The sequence below is a fragment of the Jiella avicenniae genome (assembly GCF_021390325.1).
In the GTDB taxonomy this organism is placed as follows: Bacteria; Pseudomonadota; Alphaproteobacteria; order Rhizobiales; family Rhizobiaceae; genus Jiella; species Jiella avicenniae.
This window is the reverse complement of sequence record NZ_JAJUWU010000008.1, coordinates 81,189-100,509: the sequence shown is the minus strand read 5'-3', so window position 1 is coordinate 100,509 and position 19,321 is coordinate 81,189. Positions and strand designations below refer to the sequence as shown.

Sequence of the window (19,321 nt, the reverse complement as noted above, 5' to 3'; positions counted from 1 at the left end):
CCGCCGCCACAGCAAAATCCTCACAGGACGCTCTTTGGCCCGCGGACAGCCCTACGATCATCCCGCGGTAGATCCTCGGGACGAGCCCCACGATATTCACACATTTGGGCGGACTTCCTCGGCATGGAGGAATGGTCGCCAAGCTTGAAGCTTCGTCATCCCGGCCCCCGAGCCGGGATCCGTTCATCAGCGGTGAATCGGCCTGTTCGGTGCAGATAAAACAATGCGTTGGGAACGGCCGCCGCAACGACGGCAACGATTTGGAATGGATCCCGGGTCAAGCCCGGGATGACGAGGTTTTGATGCCTCCCCCCAGTCTGCACGGTCGATGGGCCGCGCAATCCGCTGACCGCTGGACCGGGATGAGACGTGTGGATGTTGCAGGGACAAGCCCGAGGATGACGGCGAGAAGAGGGCAAGCGCCTCACAGATCCGGCGACAGCGCCCTCTGCCTTCAGGCCCGCTCCAGCGCGATGGCGATCCCCTGCCCGACGCCGATGCACATCGTCGCCAGCGCACGGCTCTTGCCGGTGAGGGAAAGCTCCAGCGCCGCGGTGCCGGCGATGCGGGCGCCGGACATGCCGAGGGGATGGCCGAGGGCGATGGCGCCGCCGTTCGGGTTCACCCGCGGGTCGTCATCGGCGACGCCGAGGTCGCGCAGGGTCGCGAGCCCTTGCGAGGCGAAGGCCTCGTTGAGCTCGATGACGTCGAATTCCTCGACCTTCAGGCCGAGCCGCGCCATCAGCTTCTGCGAGGCTGGCGCCGGGCCGAAGCCCATGATGCGCGGCGGGACGCCGGCCGTCGCGCCGCCCATGATGCGGGCGATCGGCGTCAGGCCGTGCGCCTTCACGGCAGCCTCGGAGGCGACGATCAGCGCGGCGGCGCCGTCATTGACGCCGCTGGCGTTGCCGGCCGTCACCGAGCCACCGTCGCGAAACGGCGTCTTGAGCTTGGCAAGCGCCTCCAGCGTCGTCTCGGGCCGCGGATGCTCGTCGGTGTCGACGATCTTCGGCTCGCCCTTTCGCTGGGGGATTTCGACCGGGACGATCTCTTTGGCGAGCCGCCCCGATTCCATCGCCCGTCCCGCCTTCTGCTGCGAGCGCAGCGCGAAGGCGTCCTGGTCCGCGCGGCTCACCGAAAAGTCTTCCGCGACGTTCTCGCCGGTCTCCGGCATCGAATCGACGCCGTACTGCTTCTTCATCAGCGGATTGACGAAACGCCAGCCGATCGTCGTGTCGTAGATCTCGGCCGAGCGGCTGTAGGCGGTCTCGGCCTTGCCCATGACGAAGGGCGCGCGCGACATCGATTCGACTCCGCCGGCGATGGCGAGGTCCAGCTCGCCGGCCTTGATCGCGCGAGAAGCCTGGACGATCGCGTCCATGCCGGAGCCGCAGAGCCGGTTGATGGTCGTGCCCGGCACGCTTTCGGGAAGGCCCGCGAGCAGCAGCGACATGCGGGCGACGTTGCGATTGTCCTCGCCCGCCTGGTTGGCGCAGCCGTAATAGACCTCCTCGACGGCGGCCCAGTCGATGTCGTGGCGCTTCGTCAGTGCGCGGATCGGGATGGCGCCGAGATCATCTGCCCTGACGCTGGCGAGCGCGCCGGCATAGCGTCCGATCGGGGTGCGGACGTAGTCGCAGATATAGGCATCGCGCATCAGGAAAGCTCCGGAACTTCGAGTTCGCCGACGTCGCCCTCGACATGGAGCTTCGCGCCGGTGACGGATTGCAGGTCGTCCATCGACAGATGAGCGAGTTTTTCGACGAGGACGAAACGGGCGTTGGCGATGTCGACGTCGATCACCGCCAGCGAGGTGTATACGCGGGTGACGCAGCCGACGCCGGTCAACGGAAAGGTGCAGGCCTCGACGAGTTTCGGCTTGCCGTCCTTGGTGACGTGATCCGTGAGGACGGCGACGCGCTTGGCACCGTTGACGAGATCCATCGCCCCGCCGACCGCCGGCACGCCTTTGTCGCCGACCCGCCAGTTGGCGAGATCGCCGTTCGAGGCGACCTGCAGCGCGCCGAGAATGGCGACGTCGAGATGGCCTCCGCGGATCATCGCGAAGCTCGTCGCATGGTCGAAGAAGGCGGCCCCCGGCTTCAGCGTGATCGCCTTCTTGCCGGCATTGATGAGGTCCCAGTCCTCCTCGCCCTTCGCCGGCGCGCGGCCGAAGCCGAGGACGCCGTTTTCGGTGTGGAAGATCGGCTCGCGCCCCTCGATGGTGTAGGCGGCGACCTTCTCCGGGAAACCGATGCCGAGATTGACATAGGCGCCGTCCTCGATGTCCTGCGCGGCGCGCCAGGCGATCTGCTCCTGGCCGAGCTGTCCTTGAATGGTCATGGGTAACGCGCCTCCGCCTGGTTCAGCACTTCTTCCTGCCGGGGATTGGCGATCTCGACCAGTCGGTTGACGAAGATGCCGGGGGTGACGACGGCTTCGGGGTCGATGCCGCCGGCCTCGACCAGCCGGCTCACCTGTGCGATGGTCTTGCCGGCTGCCGTCGCCATCAGCGGATTGAAGTTGCGGGCTGCCAGCCGGTAGGTGAGATTGCCATAGGGGTCGCCGAGTTCGGCCTTCACCAGTGCGAAATCGGCCTTCAGCCAGCGCTCCTGGACATAGGGCTTGCCGTCGAATTCGGCGGTCGGCTTCTTCTCGCCGAGTTCGGTGCCGTAGGCGGTCGGCGTGTAGAAGGCGGGAATGCCGGCGCCGCCGGCGCGGATGCGCTCGGCGAGCGTTCCCTGCGGCACCAGTTCCAGTTCGATCTCGCCGGCCAGATAGCGATCGGTGAAGGCCTTCGGATCCTTGCTCTTCGGGAAGGAGCAGATCAGCTTCCTCACCATCCCCTGCTCGATCATCGCGGCGAGACCAACATGGCCGTTGCCGGCATTGTTGTTGACCACCGTCAGGTTCTTCGGTCCGGCGTCGATGAGCGCGTGGATCAGCTCGATCGGCGCGCCGGAGCCGCCGAAGCCGCCGATCATGACGGTCGCCCCGTCGAAAACGTCCGCGACGGCCTCGGCCGCCGTGGCAAAGCGTTTGTTCACGAAATCCCTCCTTCCCGGGTGCCGGATCGCGGCCCGGCTTCGCCCATCGGGACCGCCGTCGGCGCCGGCGAATGCCGTGCCCCCGGGGATCGCCGTTTCAGGGTCGGAGAAATAATCGCAAGTCCCGTCCGGCGCCACGCGCTTTCGTTCGCATCTTGATCGTTGTTCGACGTTCGGACAAAAACGTGCGCATGTTGAACAAACCGACCGATTTCGTCGCCTCGCTCGCCAAGGGCCTCCGCGTCGTCGAGGCCTTTCGGGCCGAACGCCCGCGCCTGGCCGTCACCGACGTCGCCCAGGCCACCGGGCTCGACCGGGCGACGGCGCGGCGCTGCCTGCTGACGCTGCACGCACTCGGCTATGCCGACTACGACGGCAAGTACTTCACCCTGACGCCGCGCATCCTGCGTCTCGGCATGGGTGCGCTCGCCACCCTGCCCCTGCCGCAGATCGTCCAGCCATGGCTCGACCAGCTTTCGGAGCGGATCGGCCAGTCGACCTCCGTCGCCATTCTCGACGAGACCGAGGTGGTCTATGTCGCCCGGGCGGCGCAGAAGCGGGTGATGACCGTCGGCCTGATGCCGGGGTCGCGGCTGCCGGCCCATTCGACCTCCCTCGGACGGGTGCTGCTCGCCGCCCTGCCGGAGGGCGAGGCACGGGCGTTGATCGAGCGGGCGAACCTGACGCCGCGGACGGCCCGGTCACTGACCGCGCCGGGCGAGATTTTGGCCGAACTCGAGCGGGTGCGCGCCCAGGGCTACGCCGTGATCGACCAGGAGGTGGAGATCGGCCTGCGCTCGATCGCGGTTCCGCTCTTCGACGCACGCGGCCGCACGGTCGCGGCGCTGAACACCGGCGTCGCGGCGATCCAGGCAGAACCGGAAGACCTCGCGCGCGACTACCTGCCGGCGCTCCTGAAGGTGCAGGAAGCGCTGCGGCGCATCGTTCACTGAAGCGAGAACCCCACCGAGAGCCGAACTTGAAGAAAAGCCGGCAAAGGTCTGGTTGGAGAGCGAGAATTCCCCCATCAGACTGCGCTCCGTCTTCGCCGGCCGACGCGTCAGAAGTTCAGGTCCTGGCGCAATCGGTCGAGCGCGAGGCCGGCATAGACCTGATAGCCGAGCGGGGTGAAATGCACGCCGTCGCTAGCCCGGATGATGGTGCTCTTGCCGTCGACCGTGAAGTTCGTGGTGTACTCGCCGTTCTCGTCGGCAAAGGCCTTCCAGGCATCGATGAAGGTGGCACCGTTCGCCTCGGCCTCCTGACGGAAGATCTCGTTCAGATAGGCATAGTCGGCCTGAAAGCGGTTCTTGCGGGTGATCGGCAGGCTGAGCCAGTAGACCTTGACGCCCCGGCCCGCAAAGGCCTTGACGATATGGGCGACGCGCTTGCGATACCGCTCCTCCCAGGCCGCCTGCTTGTAATAATAGGCCTTTCCGCTCTCGCGGATGGTCTGGAGATCGTTGGCGCCGAAGACGAGAAGCGCGACGTCCATCGGCTTTTCCGCCAGGTCGTCGGCCGCCTCCGGCCAATCGTAGCGGTCGCTGCGCGCGATGCCCGTGTTGACCTTGGCATATTTCTTCACGTCGACGTTCGGCTCGCCCCGGACGAGTTGGGCAAGGCCGGCATATACGCCTTCGCCGAGAGAATCCCCCAGAACGCCGATCCGGAAGTCGCGGGGCCTGGGCGCCTCCGCCGCCGCGGAAACCGTCGGTCCGGCCTCGGCCGGGCTGTTCGCGGCGACGTCGACCGCAGCGGCCGGACCGGCCAAGAGGAGAAAAGCTCCGACGATCAGCGGGCCCGTCACGGCGCCCGCCACACTCCACCTGCCCTCACTGCCCAAAAGCTTCATCGACCGGGTTCCCCAGTTGAACGTCGCCGCCCCAGAGGCGGAACACTATACGGCTTCCCTCACGCAAGATGAAGATATTCTGCCACACCGTCGAACTTTCGCCGCAGTCATTGCATTCTTAACCTTGACGGGGATCGAAGCGTGGACAGGGGCCACGTTTACGGAAAATTACCCAAAATCTGAAAGGGTCGGGTAACCGATCTTTCGATGCGGCATGGAGAATCGATCATCTTTCGATGGGGGCGATCGTGACAGAGCGGAAATTCGTGAGGCCCGCATCGGGCCATCGGCACGCCTCGTCTGTCGTCCGGCTCCGACCGGCACGCTGGCCGCTTACCACGACCCTGTGCCTCGCCGCGATGCTCGCCGCCTGCACCGACAAGCCGATGGAAATCGCCGAAGCGCTCCAGCCCGGCGCCCGGCCAGCCAAATCGGGTCGTCTGGCCCTCGCGGAGACGAAACCGATGGCCGAAGGCCGCATCGCCGCCGGCAAGACCGGCCGGGTGTTGATCCGTCCCGATACCGAGGGCGAGCTTCAGATGGCCGAGGCGCGAAGCGAACTGTCGTCCCCGCCGCCGGCCCTGATGGTCAGCAGCGAAGCCGGAAGCGCCATCGCAGCAGGGTTTCCGGTGCAGCCGGTGGTCGCGACGGCGGCCGGCCCTGCGCCGTCCCTGCTGGTCGCTGCCGCCTACGGGTCCGACGGCATCCAGCGCGGCCTCACCCAGAAGAGCCTGTTCGGTGGCGAGAGTGGCGCGGCACCCGCCCTCGGCGACGGCCCGCTCGCCCGCTTCCACGCCAAGCTCGAGGCTTTGAAGAACGGCACCCGGACGGAACCGGTGACGGTTCTCCACATCGGCGATTCCCACGTCGCCGCGGACTCCTTCACCCGCGGCATCCGCTCGCGGCTGCAGAAGGCCTATGGCGATGCCGGCCGTGGCGCGGTGATCCCGCCCAAGGTCTTCCCCTATGCCGCCGCCGCGCAGGTCTCGATGGACCGGTCCGGCCCCTGGCAGGCGGCCTCCAGCCTCAAGGTCAAATCCGGCCCCTACGGCGTCTCGGGCGTCCGGCTGTCGTCCGCTTCAAAGGCAGCGAAGCTCACCTTGAAGAGCGACACCGGCCCGTTCGACTGGACCGAGGTCTCGATGATCACCGGGCCGAAGGCCGGCGGCGTGACGATCAGTGCCGGCGGCAAGAGCGAGACCTTCTCGGCGAAGGCCGACGCGCCGGGCTCGAAGACCGTCCGGCTCGAAGCGAAGGCCGACGCCGTGACCGTCAACCCGGCGGGCGACGGCACGACGACGATCCTCAACTGGGGCACCGGGCGCGACCGCCCCGGCGTGCGCTACGTCAATTTCGGCATCGTCGGCGCCACCGTCGACGTCACCAAGCGCTGGGACGACAGGCTGGTGACGAACGACGTCGCGGCAATCAGGCCCGACCTCATCGTCTATGGCTACGGCACCAACGAGGGTTTCGACGACAATGTCGACCTTGGCGCCTATCGCCGGACGGCCAAGCATTTCGTCGAGGTGCTCAAGGCCGCCGCGCCCCAGGCCGATTTCGCTTTCGCCGGCGCCGCCGACGGGCTGACCAAGCGCTCGCGCCGCGGCCCCGGCTGCTCCGGCGGCTGGTATTCGCCGGTCAAGCTCGCCGGCATCCGCGATACGATCGAAGATCTCGCCAAGGCCGAGAAGGCCGGCTTCTGGAACTGGTCGGAGGCCATGGGCGGTCGCTGCCGGATCGACGCATGGGCTGAGCTAGGCTTTGCCGCGAAGGACCGGGTGCATCTGACGTCCAAGGGCTACGATCGCAGCGCCGAGAGTTTCGTCGACGGCCTGCTCATGCCGGATTCGGCGGGCAACACCCCGGTCGCTTCGCTGAACTGACGGGGTGGCCCGGCGTTGCGCCGGCCGAGCCTTGTCGCCCACGAGCCGGCATTTCAACGGCTCAGCCCGCGCCTTCGTCAAAGCAGTATCCGAAGGACGTTCCAAGGCTCGGGACGCAAACCGGAAGCGCCACCCCAGGCGCTTCGTCGTTCCCGCAATGGCGCGGCAGCATTCGAACATTTCTTTCCAGCCGCACTCGGCCGGCCGACCGCGCCACGCGACGACGTTTCGCTGCGCCGATGGGGCATGGCAGGAGCCGATGGCTGCGGAATGGCTCAAGGCGCACGGTCCCGCCGCCCAGGTAAAATCTGCCGCTGCGTCATCTTGGTGACAGCGCCAGACTATCGTTCATGAAAATTGTCGATTTCAGGCGAAACCTTTCCGATGGAGGCGCAATCGCCGGCGGGATGGGGTAAAAAGTCGCCGGCCGTTCCGGCCGCCTCCATCCCCGCCCAAGGCTTGCCGACTTGCTGTTCCCGACGCTCGATTTCGCCGTGTTCTTCCTGGTGGTCTTCGCGCTCGCCTGGGCGTTGCGGAGGATGGCTTCGGCCCGCAAGACGCTTCTCCTCGTCGCCAGCTATTTCTTCTACGGCTATTGGGACTGGCGCTTCTGCTTCCTGCTCCTCGGTGCCTCGCTCATCGCCTGGGTGGCGGGCATCGCAATCTCCGGCGCGACGGGCGAAAGAGCGCGGCGGGGGATCGTCGCCGTCTCGGTCGGCGTTCTTCTCCTGATCCTCGGCTTCTTCAAATATTACGGCTTCTTCCTGGAATCGCTGGGCGACCTCCTGCGCGGGGCAGGGATCGAGCGCGACCTGCCGCTGATGGCGGTGATCCTGCCGGTCGGCATCTCCTTCTTCACCTTCCAGGCGATCTCCTACGTCGTCGACGTCTATCGCCGGGAGATCCCGGCGGCGCGCTCGCCGCTCGACCTTCTCCTCTACGTCTCGTTCTTTCCCCAGCTCGTCGCCGGCCCGATCGTGCGCGCGGCCGACTTCATGCCGCAGCTTGCCGAGCGGCCGCGGCTCACCCGTTTCATGCTGTCCTACGGCCTCGTGCTCGTCCTCGTCGGGCTGTTGAAGAAGATGGTCGTCGCCAACTGGCTGGCGACCCATCTCGTCGACGACGTCTTCCTCGTTCCCGAAAGCCACGACATGCCGACGCTGCTGCTGGCCGCCTATGGCTATGCCGTGCAGATCTATTGCGACTTTTCCGGCTATAGCGACATCGCCATCGGCACGGCGGCGCTGCTCGGCTATCATTTTCGCGAGAATTTCCGGCAGCCCTATCGCGCCGCCTCGTTGCAGGAATTCTGGCGGCGCTGGCACATCTCGCTGTCGCAGTGGCTGCGGGACTGTCTCTACAAGCCGCTCGGCGGCAGCAAATCCGGCAGGATCGCCACCTATCGCAACCTGTTCCTGACGATGTTCCTCGGCGGGCTGTGGCATGGCGCCGCCTACAACTTCGTCATCTGGGGCGCGATGCACGGCGCGGCGCTCGGTCTCGAACGGGCGGCGCGCGAGCGTTTCTCGCCCCGACCGGGCGGCCCGCGCGACGCCGCCTTCAAGCGCATCGCCTGGGCGCCCCGGCCCTGGCACGGGCACGGCCTCGTCCGCTTTCTGGCGATCCTCGCGACCTTCCATTTCGTGACGCTCGCCTGGATCTTCTTCCGGGCCGAAAATTTCACGACGGCGACGGCCTATCTCTCCGGTCTCGCATCGCTCTCCGGCAGCTTCGAGGCCTGGACGCCGTTCCACCTCCTACTCGTCTTCGTCCCGCTCGCCTTCCATTTCACGCCTCACGACCTCGACATGCGCTGCGGCCGGGCGCTCCGCCGCTGGCCGGCGCTCGCCCTCGCCTTCGGCTTCGCCGCCTGCCTCGTCCTGATCCAGCTGATCTCGCCGCCGGGCACGGCGCCCTTCATCTATTTCCAGTTCTAAGTGAGGCCGATGCTCCCCTCCGCCCCCATCGCCCGACCGAAACCGGCCCCCCCGTCGCCGGCCGTCCCTCGCGCGGCACGGCGCCGCCGCCGGCCGCGCAAGGACGGACGGGACACGGCAGCGAACGTCCGCGCCGGCCTCTTCGTCTTCCTGGCGGCTTTTGCCGGTCTCGCGCTCTTTCGCTCCGGCGATCTCGTGAGCACGACCTACGACCTTCCGCCCGGCGAGACGAGCGAAGCCGTGATCGCCCTCGCCGAGACCTGGCATGGCTGGATGGAGGCGATCGGCACGGCGCAGGCCGGGGACGCCGTGGTCGAGACGGTCGGCGCCTTGGCGAGCGGGGATCTGTTCGAGGGGACCAGCTTCTTCCCTGCGACGGATGGCTGAACGATTGAGGCTTGCCCCCCGCTCTGTTAGACGGCGGTCTTCCCGCAATCGCCATCCGGAACACGCCCGATGATCCCCCGCTACGCCCGCCCCGACATGGTCGCCATCTGGTCGCCGGAGCAGAAGTTCCGCATCTGGTTCGAGATCGAGGCCCATGCCTGCGACGCGCTGGCCGAGCTCGGCGTGATCCCCAAAGAGGCGGCGAAGACGATCTGGGAGAAGGGCGGCGCGGCGACCTTCGACGTCGAGCGGATCGACGAGATCGAGCGCGAGACCAAGCACGACGTCATCGCCTTCCTCACCCATCTGTCGGAAATCGTCGGGCCGGACGCGCGCTTCGTCCATCAGGGGATGACTTCGTCCGACGTTCTCGACACCTGCCTCGCCGTCCAGCTGACCCGCGCCGCGGACCTTCTCATCGCCGATCTCGACGCGCTGCTCGCCGCGCTGGAGCGCCGCGCCTTCGAACATCGCGACACCGTCACCATCGGCCGCTCCCACGGCATCCATGCCGAACCGACGACCTTCGGCGTCAAGCTGGCGCTCGCCCACGCGGAGTTCCAGCGCTGCCGCGAGCGGCTCGTCGCCGCGCGCGCCGAAGTGGCGACCTGCGCGATCTCCGGCGCCGTCGGCACCTTCGCCAACATCGACCCTCGTGTCGAAGAGCATGTCGCCGAGGCCATGGGCCTCAAGGCGGAGCCGGTGTCGACGCAGGTCATCCCGCGCGACCGGCACGCCATGTTCTTCGCGGTCCTCGGCGTCGTCGCTTCATCGGTGGAACGGCTGGCGACGGAGATCCGCCACCTGCAGCGCACCGAGGTGCTGGAGGCGGAGGAGTATTTCTCGCCGGGCCAGAAGGGCTCCTCGGCAATGCCCCACAAGCGCAATCCGGTGCTGACGGAAAACCTCACCGGCCTCGCGCGCATGGTGCGCTCATACGCCCTGCCCGCCATGGAGAACGTCGCGCTCTGGCACGAGCGGGACATCTCGCACTCCTCGGTCGAGCGCTATATCGGGCCCGACGCGACGATCACGCTGGACTTCGCCCTCGCCCGCCTCACCGGCGTCGTCGACAAGCTCTTGGTCTATCCCGAGCGCATGGCGAACAACATGGACCGTCTCGGCGGTCTCGTTCACTCCCAGCGCATCCTCCTCGCCCTCACCCAGGCCGGCGTTTCCCGCGAGGACGCCTATCGCCTCGTCCAGCGCAACGCCATGAAGGTGTGGGAGAGCTACCACGTCGCCGGCTCGGCGACGGTGGACTTCCTCGAAGAACTCCTGAAGGACGACGAGGTCCGTGCGGCGCTCCCCGAGGAGGAAATTCGCAAGCGCTTCGACCTCGGCTACCACACCAAGCATGTCGGCACGATCTTCAAGCGGGTGTTCGGCCGGGAGGGGTGAGGCAAAAGCCGGGCCTTCGGCCAGCACCGGCGCGCGAGGCGATCGACCCCGCCGGCGGATCGCGCTCGGAACCAGCGCCAAGACTTTTCGGTTCGTCACGGAATCGGCAGCGCCGATGTGCTGCCGGGCAAGCGCGAGGAGGAGCTTTTGGCCGATCGACATCAGCATGCCCCGGCGCGCGGACCGGAAGCGCGCCGCCGCAGCCGCCACGCCCTCTGGATTGCGACCGCCGTCGTTTTGGTCGCCGTCATCGCCTATTTTGCGCTGTTTACGCGAACGCCCGAGGAAGGAACTCGGGTCGACGACCCATCTCGCCTGACCGCAGAGCCCGTGCAGTGATCGGCCTCGAGCCCGATGCGTTTCTGTCCAACAGTATCAGCCGCGGGGGCAGGAGCGGCTGATGCCGCGGCAACCGCCCCTGGATTCCCGGCACGGGGGCTGAGAATGACGAAGCTCCTGCCGTCGCCACCACCTTTCGCCGCAGACGTCCTCTGAATTCGCCTTGCTACGACGTGCTGCGGCGCTGTCCCGCCGGGACACGTCCGAAAATGACGAAGCGTTGAGGATTTGGCGCCTCCGCTTGTTGCCTCGCGGCACAAACGCGTCCGGCAGACGCTCGCTTACGAGCTTAAGGGTGGTTCGCTTCGGCTCATTTCAAAACGAAAAAGCCCCGGCGCTTCTCGCGCCGGCGCTTTTTTTGCACATGCCTCTGGGGCGGAAGCGGCTCAGGCCGACTTCTTGCGCTGGTCGTCGTCGACTTCCTCGTAGTCGGCGTCGACGACGTCGTCCTTCTGCTCGCCCGACGCCTCGGCGGAGGCGTCTTCGCCGCCCTCGCCTTCACTGGCCTGGGCCGCCTCGTACATCGCCTGGCCGAGCTTCATCGAGGCCTGGGCGAGCGTGTCGCTCTTGGCCTTGATCGTCTCGGCGTCGGCCTCGGGCTTCTCGAGCTCGGCCTTCAGGTCGTCGATCGCCGCGCGGATCGCACCACGGTCGGCCTCGGAAACCTTGTCGCCATAGTCGGCGAGCGACTTCTCGGCCGAATGAACGAGGCTTTCGGCCTGGTTCTTCGCCTCGACGCCTGCGCGGCGCTTCTTGTCCGCGTCGGCATTCGCCTCGGCGTCCTTGACCATCTGCTCGATGTCGGCGTCGGACAGGCCACCCGAAGCCTGGATGGTGATCCGCTGCTCCTTGTTGGTGCCCTTATCCTTGGCCGAAACGTTGACGATGCCGTTGGCGTCGATGTCGAAGGTCACCTCGATCTGCGGAACGCCGCGTGGTGCCGGCGGGATGCCCTCGAGGTTGAACCGGCCGAGCGACTTGTTGTCGGCCGCCATCTCGCGCTCGCCCTGATAGACCTGGATCGTCACGGCGTTCTGGTTGTCCTCGGCGGTCGAGAACACCTGGCTCTTCTTGGTCGGGATCGTCGTGTTGCGATCGATCAGCCGGGTGAAGACACCGCCCAGCGTCTCGATGCCGAGCGACAGCGGCGTCACGTCGAGCAAGAGCACGTCCTTGACGTCGCCCTGGAGGACGCCCGCCTGGATCGCCGCGCCCATGGCGACGACTTCGTCCGGATTGACGCCCTTATGGGGCTCCTTGCCGAAGAAGTTCTTCACCGTCTCCTGCACCTTCGGCATGCGCGTCATGCCGCCGACGAGCACGACCTCGTCGATGTCCGACTGCGACAGACCGGCATCCTTCAGCGCCGACTGCATCGGGCCGACGGTGCGCTGCACCAGATCGTCCACGAGGGCCTCGAACTTCGAGCGGGTGAGCTTGATGTTGAGGTGCTTCGGGCCGGTCTGGTCGGCGGTGATGAAGGGCAGGTTGATTTCGGTCTGAGAGGCGGAGGACAGCTCGATCTTGGCCTTCTCGGCGGCTTCCTTGAGGCGCTGAAGGGCGAGCTTGTCGTTCTTCAGGTCGATGCCCTGGTCCTTCTTGAACTCGGAGGCGAGGTAGTCGACCAGACGCATGTCGAAGTCTTCGCCGCCGAGGAAGGTGTCGCCGTTGGTCGACTTCACCTCGAAGACGCCGTCGCCGATCTCGAGCACCGACACGTCGAACGTGCCGCCACCGAGGTCGTAGACCGCGATGGTCTTGCCGTCGTTCTTCTCGAGGCCATAGGCGAGCGCCGCGGCCGTCGGCTCGTTGATGATGCGCAGGACTTCGAGGCCGGCGATCTTGCCGGCGTCCTTGGTGGCCTGGCGCTGGGCGTCGTTGAAGTAGGCCGGAACGGTGATGACCGCCTTCTCGACCTTCTCGCCCAGATAGGACTCGGCGGTCTCCTTCATCTTCTGAAGGATCATCGCGGAGATCTGCGACGGCGAGTACTTCTCGCCCGAGGACTCGACCCAGGCGTCGCCGTTGTCTGCCTTGACGATCTTGTAGGGAACGAGGCCCTTGTCCTTGGCGACTGTCGGATCTTCGTAGCGCCGGCCGATCAGCCGCTTGACGGCAAACAGCGTGTTCTCGGGATTGGTCACGGCCTGGCGTTTCGCCGGCTGGCCGACGAGACGTTCGCCGTCGTCGGTGAAGGCGACCATCGAGGGCGTCGTGCGCGCGCCCTCCGAGTTCTCGATGACCTTGGAATTCTTGCCGTCCATGACGGCGACGCAGGAATTGGTCGTACCGAGGTCGATACCGATAACCTTCGCCATGTTCATAGTCTCCTTGTTATAGCGAGCCGCCCGGGACCCTCGTCGAGGCGTTCCCGCTGGGCGACCCCCACGTGGCGTCTTCGAATTTCGTGAAGCCGCGTCGCCCCCGTTCCGAGGCCACCGGCCAACCCGTGATGGCGGCTATATATGAATGGCTCCAAACCTGCGCAAGGCAGGTTCTGACGCTTTCGTGAGCGGATTTGAGGCGGCTGACGGGGCGAATTGCCGGCGTCGCGATTTGCAGAAAATGCATCGGCGAAGGGAACCACAGGCCTCGTCGCGCGCTACCGGTTCGGATCCTATGGGGCGATCCGCCGCATATCACCCCGAAACGCCACTATCCGGAGCGCAGACCTTGAACAGCATCATCTATCTCGTGGGCCTCGTCGTCGTCGTCATCGTCATCCTGTCGCTGATCGGCATCGTCTGAGCCGAAAGGCCGACACCGGAGCGAAAAAAAAGCGCACCTCCATCGGGTGCGCTTTTTTCGTTCGCGATCTTTGTTCGGGATCAGCCGCCGAAGATCCGTCGGAACAGGCTGCCGTTGTCCTCCCGCCGGGGGGAGACCCGCTCCTGAACGACGACGCCGGGGGGCGGCGCGCGGTCGTAGATCCGCCGTTCCTGCCCACGGCCGCCATCGTCGATCGGCACGCCGTCGTCGCGCGGCAGCTCGCTGTCGTAGTATTCGCCGCCATTGCCGTCGGCGACCAGCGGCGCTTCGGGCTCGCCGATCGCATAGTTGCCCGGCAGCGGGACGTTGGGCGTGCCGTCGAGCGCCGCGCTCATGAATTCATGCCACGCCGCCGCCGGTAGCGAGCCGCCGGTGACGCGCTTCATCTTGGCGCCGTTGTCGTTGCCGAACCACACGCCGGTGACGAGCTCGGCCGTGTAGCCCATGAACCAGGCGTCCTTGAAGTCCTGGGTGGTGCCGGTCTTGCCGGCCGCGTCGAACCCCTCGATCGCCGCCTTGCGGCCGGTGCCCGAATTGACCACCCGCCGCAGCATGGCGTTCATCATCGACACCATGTCCTCCGACAGCACCTTCGGCGGCACCTCCGCTCCGCGCTCCCAGATCACCTTGCCGTCCTCGCTGGTGATCCGGTTGACGAGATGCGGCGTCGCCTCGTAGCCGCCGTTGGCGAAGGGCGCGAAGGCGCCCGTCAGTTCCAGGAGCGACACCTCGGACGTGCCCAGCGCGATCGACGGATTGTCGACGATGTCGGACTTGATGCCGAGGCGGTGGGCGGTGTCGATCACCGCCTGCGTCCCGACATTGTCGATCAGCTTGGCGGCGACGGTGTTGAGCGAGAAGCGCAGGGCGTCGGCGACCATCACCGGTCCGCGATAGGTGTTCTCGTAGTTCGACGGCTTCCACTTGCCGATCTGGACCGGGCCGTCGACGATGATGCTCTCCGGACGCCAGCCATTTTCGAGGGCCGTCTCGTAGACGAATGGCTTGAAGGTCGAGCCCGGCTGGCGCTTGGCGTCGACCGCCCGGTTGAACTGGCTTTCGGCATAGTCCCGGCCGCCGACGAGCGCGCGGATCGCGCCGGTCCCGTCGAGCGCCACGAGGGCGCCCTGGGTAACGTTCTGCTTGGAATTGTCGATCGTCTCGCGAATGGCCTTCTCGGCGATGCGTTCGAGCGGCATCTCGATCGTCGTCTCGACGACGACGTCCTGCTTGACGTCGCCGATCAGCTTCTTGATGTCGCGCATGACGAGATCGGCGGCGTAGTGCTGGGCGCCATCCCAGTAGCTCTTCGCCTTCACCGGCTTCTCGGCGACGGCGTCCTCGTATTCCTGCCGGTCGATCTTGCCCTCTTCGAGCATGGCGGCGAGCACCACCTCGGAGCGCTCCTTGGCGGCCTTCGGATCGCGCGCCGGCGAGAGCCGCGACGGCGCCTTGAGAAGACCGGCGAGCGTCGCCGCCTCAGACAACGTCACCTCGCTCGCCGACTTGCCGAAATAGCGCCGCGCGGCGGCCTCGACCCCCGTCGCCCCCGAGCCGAAATAGACCCGGTTCAGATACATGTCGAGGATCTGGTCCTTGGTGAACTTGTGCTCCAGCCAGATCGACAGGATCGCTTCCTGGACCTTGCGCTGGATCGTCTGCTCGGGATCGAGGAAAATGTTCTTCGCAAGCTGCTGGGTCAGCGTCGAGCCGCCCTGGACGGTTCCCCCGGCCTGCCAGTTCTCGACCGCGGCGCGCACGATGCCGAGCGGATCGACGCCGAAGTGGTCGTAGAAGCGCCGGTCCTCGATGGCGATGACGGCCTCGGGGATGTAGGGACTCATCTCGTCGAGGGAGACTTCCTTGCCACCGGTGAGACCGCGATTGGCCAGAAGCTCGCCATTGACCGAGACGATCTTCACGTTCGGCGGGCGGGCCGGGATCTCCCAGGCTTCCTGCGGCAGCTTGACGGCGAAATAGCCGATGACGGCCGCTGCCGCGAGGCCGCCCCACAGGGTGCCGGCGATGCCGAGCCGCACGACGTGGCCGAGAAAGCTGCGCCGCCGCCGGCCGCCACCGCCGCCGCCATTGCCGGACCCGCCCCGGCCGGAGCCTCGTCCACCGCCACTATTGCCGCTGCGCGCCGCCGCCGTCTTACCCTTGCCGGTCTTTGCCGCGGGCTTGCGCTTGCGATCGTTCGCCGCCGTCGGCACCGCCCGGTCGTCCGAGCTGATCGAAAGCCCGGCTTCGCTCACCCCTTCCTCGCGTTCGAAGCTCGGTTCGATCCGCTCGCGCCGTGCCGCCATGCGCAGCCTTTCATCCTGATGTCGGAGGCGCGGAGCAGCCGGTCCGGCGCTCCTCATCCCCTTCGCTTCCCCATATGCCGCGATCCGAGGCGAGACCGCCCGTCGTCGGCGACGTCGCCCCGAAACGTTCTTCCAGAAACCCGTCTTTCAGAAGCCTGTCCCCACAGGCCCGGCCACTGCCGGAATTTCTCCGGCGGCCGGAATCGGCAAGCTCATCTATCCGTTTTAAATGAGGCGATTTAACGGGGCTTTAAGCAATCTCGGCAGCCCCGTTCCAGCTTGCCGGACGCACCGTTTCTTCTCGCGGCCCCTTCCCCGCGCAGGCCATCGCCTAGTTGCGAGGCGAGCCGCCCAGTTGCGAGGCGCACAGGCCGGCCGACGTCTTCCCGCCACCCAAAGCGAGTGTTCCCATGTTCATCGATCTTTCCGGAAAGACCGCCCTCGTCACCGGCTCGACAGGCGGCATCGGGCTCGCCGCGGCCAAGGGGCTCGCCGGAGCCGGCGCCCGCGTCGTCGTCAACGGCCGCGACACCGAGCGCGTCGAAACGGCGATCCGAGCCGTCCTCGATGCCGTTCCGGGCTCGGACGTTTCGGGCGTCGCGATCGATCTCGGCAATGCCGGTGGCTGCGACAGTCTCATCGGGGCGGTGCCGGAGACCGACATCCTGCTCAACAATCTCGGCATCTTCGGCCCGAAGCCGTTCTTCGAGATCGACGACGCGACCTGGGAAACCTTCTTCCAGGTCAACGTCATGTCGGGCGTCCGCCTGTCGCGCGCCTATCTGCCGAGGATGATGGAGAAGGGCTGGGGCCGCGTCGTCTTCATCTCTTCGGAATCGGCGCTCAACATTCCCGCCGACATGATCCACTACGGCTTCACCAAGACCGCCCTGCTCTCGCTCTCGCGCGGCCTCGCCAAGCTGGCGGCCGGGACCGGCGTGACCGTCAATTCGGTGCTGCCGGGGCCGACCATGTCGGAAGGCGTGAAGGAGATGCTGAAGGAGATGGCCGCAGACGAAGGCGTCTCGATCGAGGAGGCCGGCGAGTCGTTCGTGAAGTCGCAGCGACCGAGTTCCGTCCTCGGCCGGCCGGCGACCGTCGAGGAGGTCGCCAACATGATCGTCTATGCCTGTTCGAAGCAAGCCTCGGCGACAAGCGGCGGGGCCCTGCGTGTCGACGGCGGCGTGGTCGATTCGATCGTGCCGTGAAAGGCCCCGAGTGCGGCCGGGAGGCAGGCACGCGGCCGGCCTCCCGATTCCGGGGTCTTCCGGGTTCGCCTCAGCGGGCAAAGGCGGCGAGATCCTCGATCAGACGGTCCTGCTCGGTGTAGTGCAGGCCATGGGGCGCGCCGTCATAGGACTTCAATTCGGCCCGGGCGATCGCCGCGGCTGCGCGCTTGCCGGCTATGTCGAAGGGCACCGTGGAATCCGAGGTCCCGTGGATCACCAGCGTCGGTACGTCGAAGGCCTTCATGTCCGGCCGGAAATCGGTGCGCCCGAACGCGTCCACGCATTTGATGGTTGCACGCAACGAAGCCTGCAGCGCCATCTGCTTCGTCCATTCGAGATAGGCCGAGGAGACCGACCAGTCGAGCATGCCGACTCCGTAGAATTGCTTGCCGAAGGTCTCGAGGAAGCCCGGCCTGTCCTTCTTCAATTCGGCGACGAAGCCGTCGAAGGTCGAGCCGTCGACGCCGTCCGGATTGCTGTCGTCCTTGAGAAGATAGGGCGTCACCGCCGAAACGAGGGCGGCCCGGGCGACGCCTTTGCCGCCATGGCGCGACATGTAGCGAGCGACTTCGCCGCCACCCATGGAGAAGCCGACCAAAGTCACGTCGGAAAGGCTGAGGCCGTCGATCACCGCAGCGAGATCGTCAGACAGGGTGTCGTAGTCGTAACCCTCGCCCGGCTGGCTCGAACGGCCGAACCCGCGGCGGTCGTAGGCGACGACGCGAAAGCCCTTTTCGACGAGTTCGTGGGCGACATGGTCCCACATGTCGGCATTCAGCGGCCAGCCATGGATCAGGACGAAGGGGCGTCCCGTGCCCCAGTCCTTCACGAAAAGCTCGGCGCCGTCGGTGGTCTTGATGCTGGGCATGGGTTTGCCCTCCTCGATGGTGAAAGTCGAGGAAGGAACGGGCGCGAGCCGGCAATGTTGCGTTGGACGCGACAATCCGCGGCGGATCAGCAGGCGTCCCATCGCCGCACCGCCTCGAGGGAGGCGCGGCGGCGAAGCGGCGCGCGGTGCTCAGAACAGATCGAGCGAGAACCGCTTGGAGATGCCGAGGGAGAACGAATACTGGTTCTTGTCACCCGCCTCGACGATCGGCGAATCCGCCGCGTCGCCCACCAGACGGTCCCACGACGCGTCGGCATTGAGGAACCAGTCGGGCGTGAACTCGTAGCGGGCCGAAGCCGCGACGCCGACGCTCTTGAAGCCGCCACCGGCGTCATAGGCCGCGAACCGGCCACCGCTGGCGACCGACTCTGCCGGGCTGACGGAGAAATAGTCTTCCATGTAGTCGCCCGAGGCGAAGCTGACCGTCGGACCGAGCTTCAGCGTCACCGTCTCGGTCGGCCGGGCGATCACGTTCGCACCGGCATCGCCGACGAAGCCCTCGGCCCCGCCGAAGGCATAGCGCGCCGAGCCATAGACCTCGGCATATTCCCACTCGTAGGAGACCTTGATGCCGGCCTCATAGGTGGTGTCGACGTCGTCGAGACCGGTCAGCTCGGGGTGATCGTCGGCCTTGCGATCACCGACGACGTTGAAAGAGGGGCCGATCGAGAAGCCGAGGCCGTCCGGGCCGCCGAAGGAGCCGAGACCGGGAAGGTTCAGATATTCGATCGAGAAGATCGCGCCGGGCAGGATGCGGTAGTCGTCGGAGCCGAGATATTCCGGATCGACGACGCCCTTGATGCCGAGTTCGAAGACGAGGTCGTCGCCGGCGTAGTAATCCGCCGCCGGTTGCGGCGCCGCGGGCGCCGGATCGTAGGGCACCGAGACATCGGCCGCGCTTGCCAGGGCAGTCGAAGCGAAAAGCGTGGTGGCGACCACCGAGGCAAAGCGCAAAGCCATACTGATACTCCTTCGCATGCCTCGTTCTGATTGATCCGGAGCGTCGCCGGCCGACGCGCCCCGTCGGGCATGCTGTGGGACAAGACATGCAGGACCATGCGCCGCGGCGCAATTCACACAGCGGCGAAAACCGACCGTGGTGGGATGTTTCAAATCAAGGCGTTGCAGGAGGGTGACAGGGACGGCTCGGCACGGCGAAGCGACACGGTGAAACGGATCGACGACCGGTCTCGCCGTTCCAAACGCAAGAAGGGTGCGGCGATCCCCCGATTGCCGCACCCTTCCAGCTGTCCCCCGCATCCTCTTTCGAGGCACGGTA

Annotated in this window: 15 protein-coding genes; 7 read left to right on the top strand and 8 right to left on the bottom strand. The window is 66.5% G+C overall.

What is annotated here, in order from left to right; translation table 11 throughout:
* Nucleotides 1-454: 454 nt before the first annotated feature.
* Genes pcaF through LZD57_RS09435 form a run of 3 tightly spaced genes read right to left on the bottom strand, consistent with a single transcriptional unit; the run spans nucleotide 455 to nucleotide 3,047 of the window.
* Nucleotides 455-1,657 (bottom strand): 3-oxoadipyl-CoA thiolase, encoded by a 1,203-nt coding sequence (gene pcaF, locus LZD57_RS09445; protein WP_233719370.1) that lies wholly within the window; start codon nucleotides 1,655-1,657, stop codon nucleotides 455-457.
* Nucleotides 1,657-2,343 (bottom strand): 3-oxoacid CoA-transferase subunit B, encoded by a 687-nt coding sequence (locus LZD57_RS09440; RefSeq protein WP_233719369.1) that lies wholly within the window; start codon nucleotides 2,341-2,343, stop codon nucleotides 1,657-1,659. The genes pcaF and LZD57_RS09440 overlap by 1 nt, the downstream gene beginning before the upstream one ends.
* The gene (locus LZD57_RS09435) at nucleotides 2,340-3,047 is read right to left on the bottom strand and encodes a 3-oxoacid CoA-transferase subunit A (RefSeq protein ID WP_233719368.1); all 708 of its coding nucleotides are present in this window, start codon (nucleotides 3,045-3,047) and stop codon (nucleotides 2,340-2,342) included. Before LZD57_RS09435 ends, LZD57_RS09440 begins: the two co-directional genes overlap by 4 nt.
* Before the next feature lie 191 nt (nucleotides 3,048-3,238).
* On the opposite strand from LZD57_RS09435, the gene LZD57_RS09430 reads away from it, so the two are divergent.
* Complete coding sequence (locus LZD57_RS09430; RefSeq protein WP_233719367.1) at nucleotides 3,239-4,000, top strand: IclR family transcriptional regulator domain-containing protein; 762 nt, start codon at nucleotides 3,239-3,241, stop codon at nucleotides 3,998-4,000.
* A gap of 107 nt (nucleotides 4,001-4,107) precedes the next feature.
* Here LZD57_RS09430 and LZD57_RS09425 read toward each other — a convergent pair whose 3' ends face one another.
* Complete coding sequence (locus LZD57_RS09425; protein ID WP_233719366.1) at nucleotides 4,108-4,899, bottom strand: SGNH/GDSL hydrolase family protein; 792 nt, start codon at nucleotides 4,897-4,899, stop codon at nucleotides 4,108-4,110.
* Between the two features lie 464 nt (nucleotides 4,900-5,363).
* Here LZD57_RS09425 and LZD57_RS09420 point away from each other — a divergent pair, with 464 nt between their 5' ends.
* From LZD57_RS09420 to purB, 4 genes are all read left to right on the top strand, one after another.
* Nucleotides 5,364-6,785, top strand: a complete 1,422-nt coding sequence (locus LZD57_RS09420; RefSeq protein WP_233719365.1) for a GDSL-type esterase/lipase family protein — start codon at nucleotides 5,364-5,366, stop codon at nucleotides 6,783-6,785.
* A 467-nt stretch (nucleotides 6,786-7,252) separates the two neighbouring features.
* Nucleotides 7,253-8,722 carry an MBOAT family O-acyltransferase gene (locus LZD57_RS09415; RefSeq protein ID WP_233719364.1) on the top strand — a complete coding sequence of 490 codons (1,470 nt, stop codon included), beginning with the start codon at nucleotides 7,253-7,255 and terminating at the stop codon, nucleotides 8,720-8,722.
* A gap of 195 nt (nucleotides 8,723-8,917) precedes the next feature.
* Complete coding sequence (locus LZD57_RS09410) at nucleotides 8,918-9,109, top strand: hypothetical protein (RefSeq protein ID WP_233719363.1); 192 nt, start codon at nucleotides 8,918-8,920, stop codon at nucleotides 9,107-9,109.
* Nucleotides 9,110-9,178: 69 nt separating this feature from the next.
* Nucleotides 9,179-10,510: an adenylosuccinate lyase gene (gene purB / locus LZD57_RS09405; RefSeq protein WP_233719362.1), complete on the top strand. Its 1,332-nt coding sequence runs from the start codon at nucleotides 9,179-9,181 to the stop codon at nucleotides 10,508-10,510.
* Between the two features lie 725 nt (nucleotides 10,511-11,235).
* On the opposite strand, the gene dnaK is transcribed toward purB, so the two are convergent.
* The gene (gene dnaK / locus LZD57_RS09400; protein ID WP_233719361.1) at nucleotides 11,236-13,167 is read right to left on the bottom strand and encodes a molecular chaperone DnaK; all 1,932 of its coding nucleotides are present in this window, start codon (nucleotides 13,165-13,167) and stop codon (nucleotides 11,236-11,238) included.
* Between the two features lie 301 nt (nucleotides 13,168-13,468).
* Between dnaK and LZD57_RS23985 the strand changes: the two genes are divergently transcribed.
* Nucleotides 13,469-13,597: a hypothetical protein gene (locus LZD57_RS23985; RefSeq protein ID WP_255699863.1), complete on the top strand. Its 129-nt coding sequence runs from the start codon at nucleotides 13,469-13,471 to the stop codon at nucleotides 13,595-13,597.
* Nucleotides 13,598-13,677: 80 nt separating this feature from the next.
* Here the strand turns inward: LZD57_RS23985 and LZD57_RS09395 are convergent, their stop codons facing one another.
* Nucleotides 13,678-15,924, bottom strand: coding sequence for a transglycosylase domain-containing protein (locus LZD57_RS09395; protein ID WP_233719360.1), 2,247 nt, complete (start codon nucleotides 15,922-15,924; stop codon nucleotides 13,678-13,680).
* Between the two features lie 410 nt (nucleotides 15,925-16,334).
* Between LZD57_RS09395 and LZD57_RS09390 the strand changes: the two genes are divergently transcribed.
* Nucleotides 16,335-17,132: an SDR family NAD(P)-dependent oxidoreductase gene (locus LZD57_RS09390; RefSeq protein ID WP_233719359.1), complete on the top strand. Its 798-nt coding sequence runs from the start codon at nucleotides 16,335-16,337 to the stop codon at nucleotides 17,130-17,132.
* A 70-nt stretch (nucleotides 17,133-17,202) separates the two neighbouring features.
* Here LZD57_RS09390 and LZD57_RS09385 read toward each other — a convergent pair whose 3' ends face one another.
* Nucleotides 17,203-18,021, bottom strand: a complete 819-nt coding sequence (locus LZD57_RS09385) for an alpha/beta fold hydrolase (protein WP_233719358.1) — start codon at nucleotides 18,019-18,021, stop codon at nucleotides 17,203-17,205.
* 150 nt (nucleotides 18,022-18,171) lie between these two features.
* Nucleotides 18,172-19,002: a MipA/OmpV family protein gene (locus LZD57_RS09380; RefSeq protein ID WP_233719357.1), complete on the bottom strand. Its 831-nt coding sequence runs from the start codon at nucleotides 19,000-19,002 to the stop codon at nucleotides 18,172-18,174.
* Nucleotides 19,003-19,321: the final 319 nt, after the last annotated feature.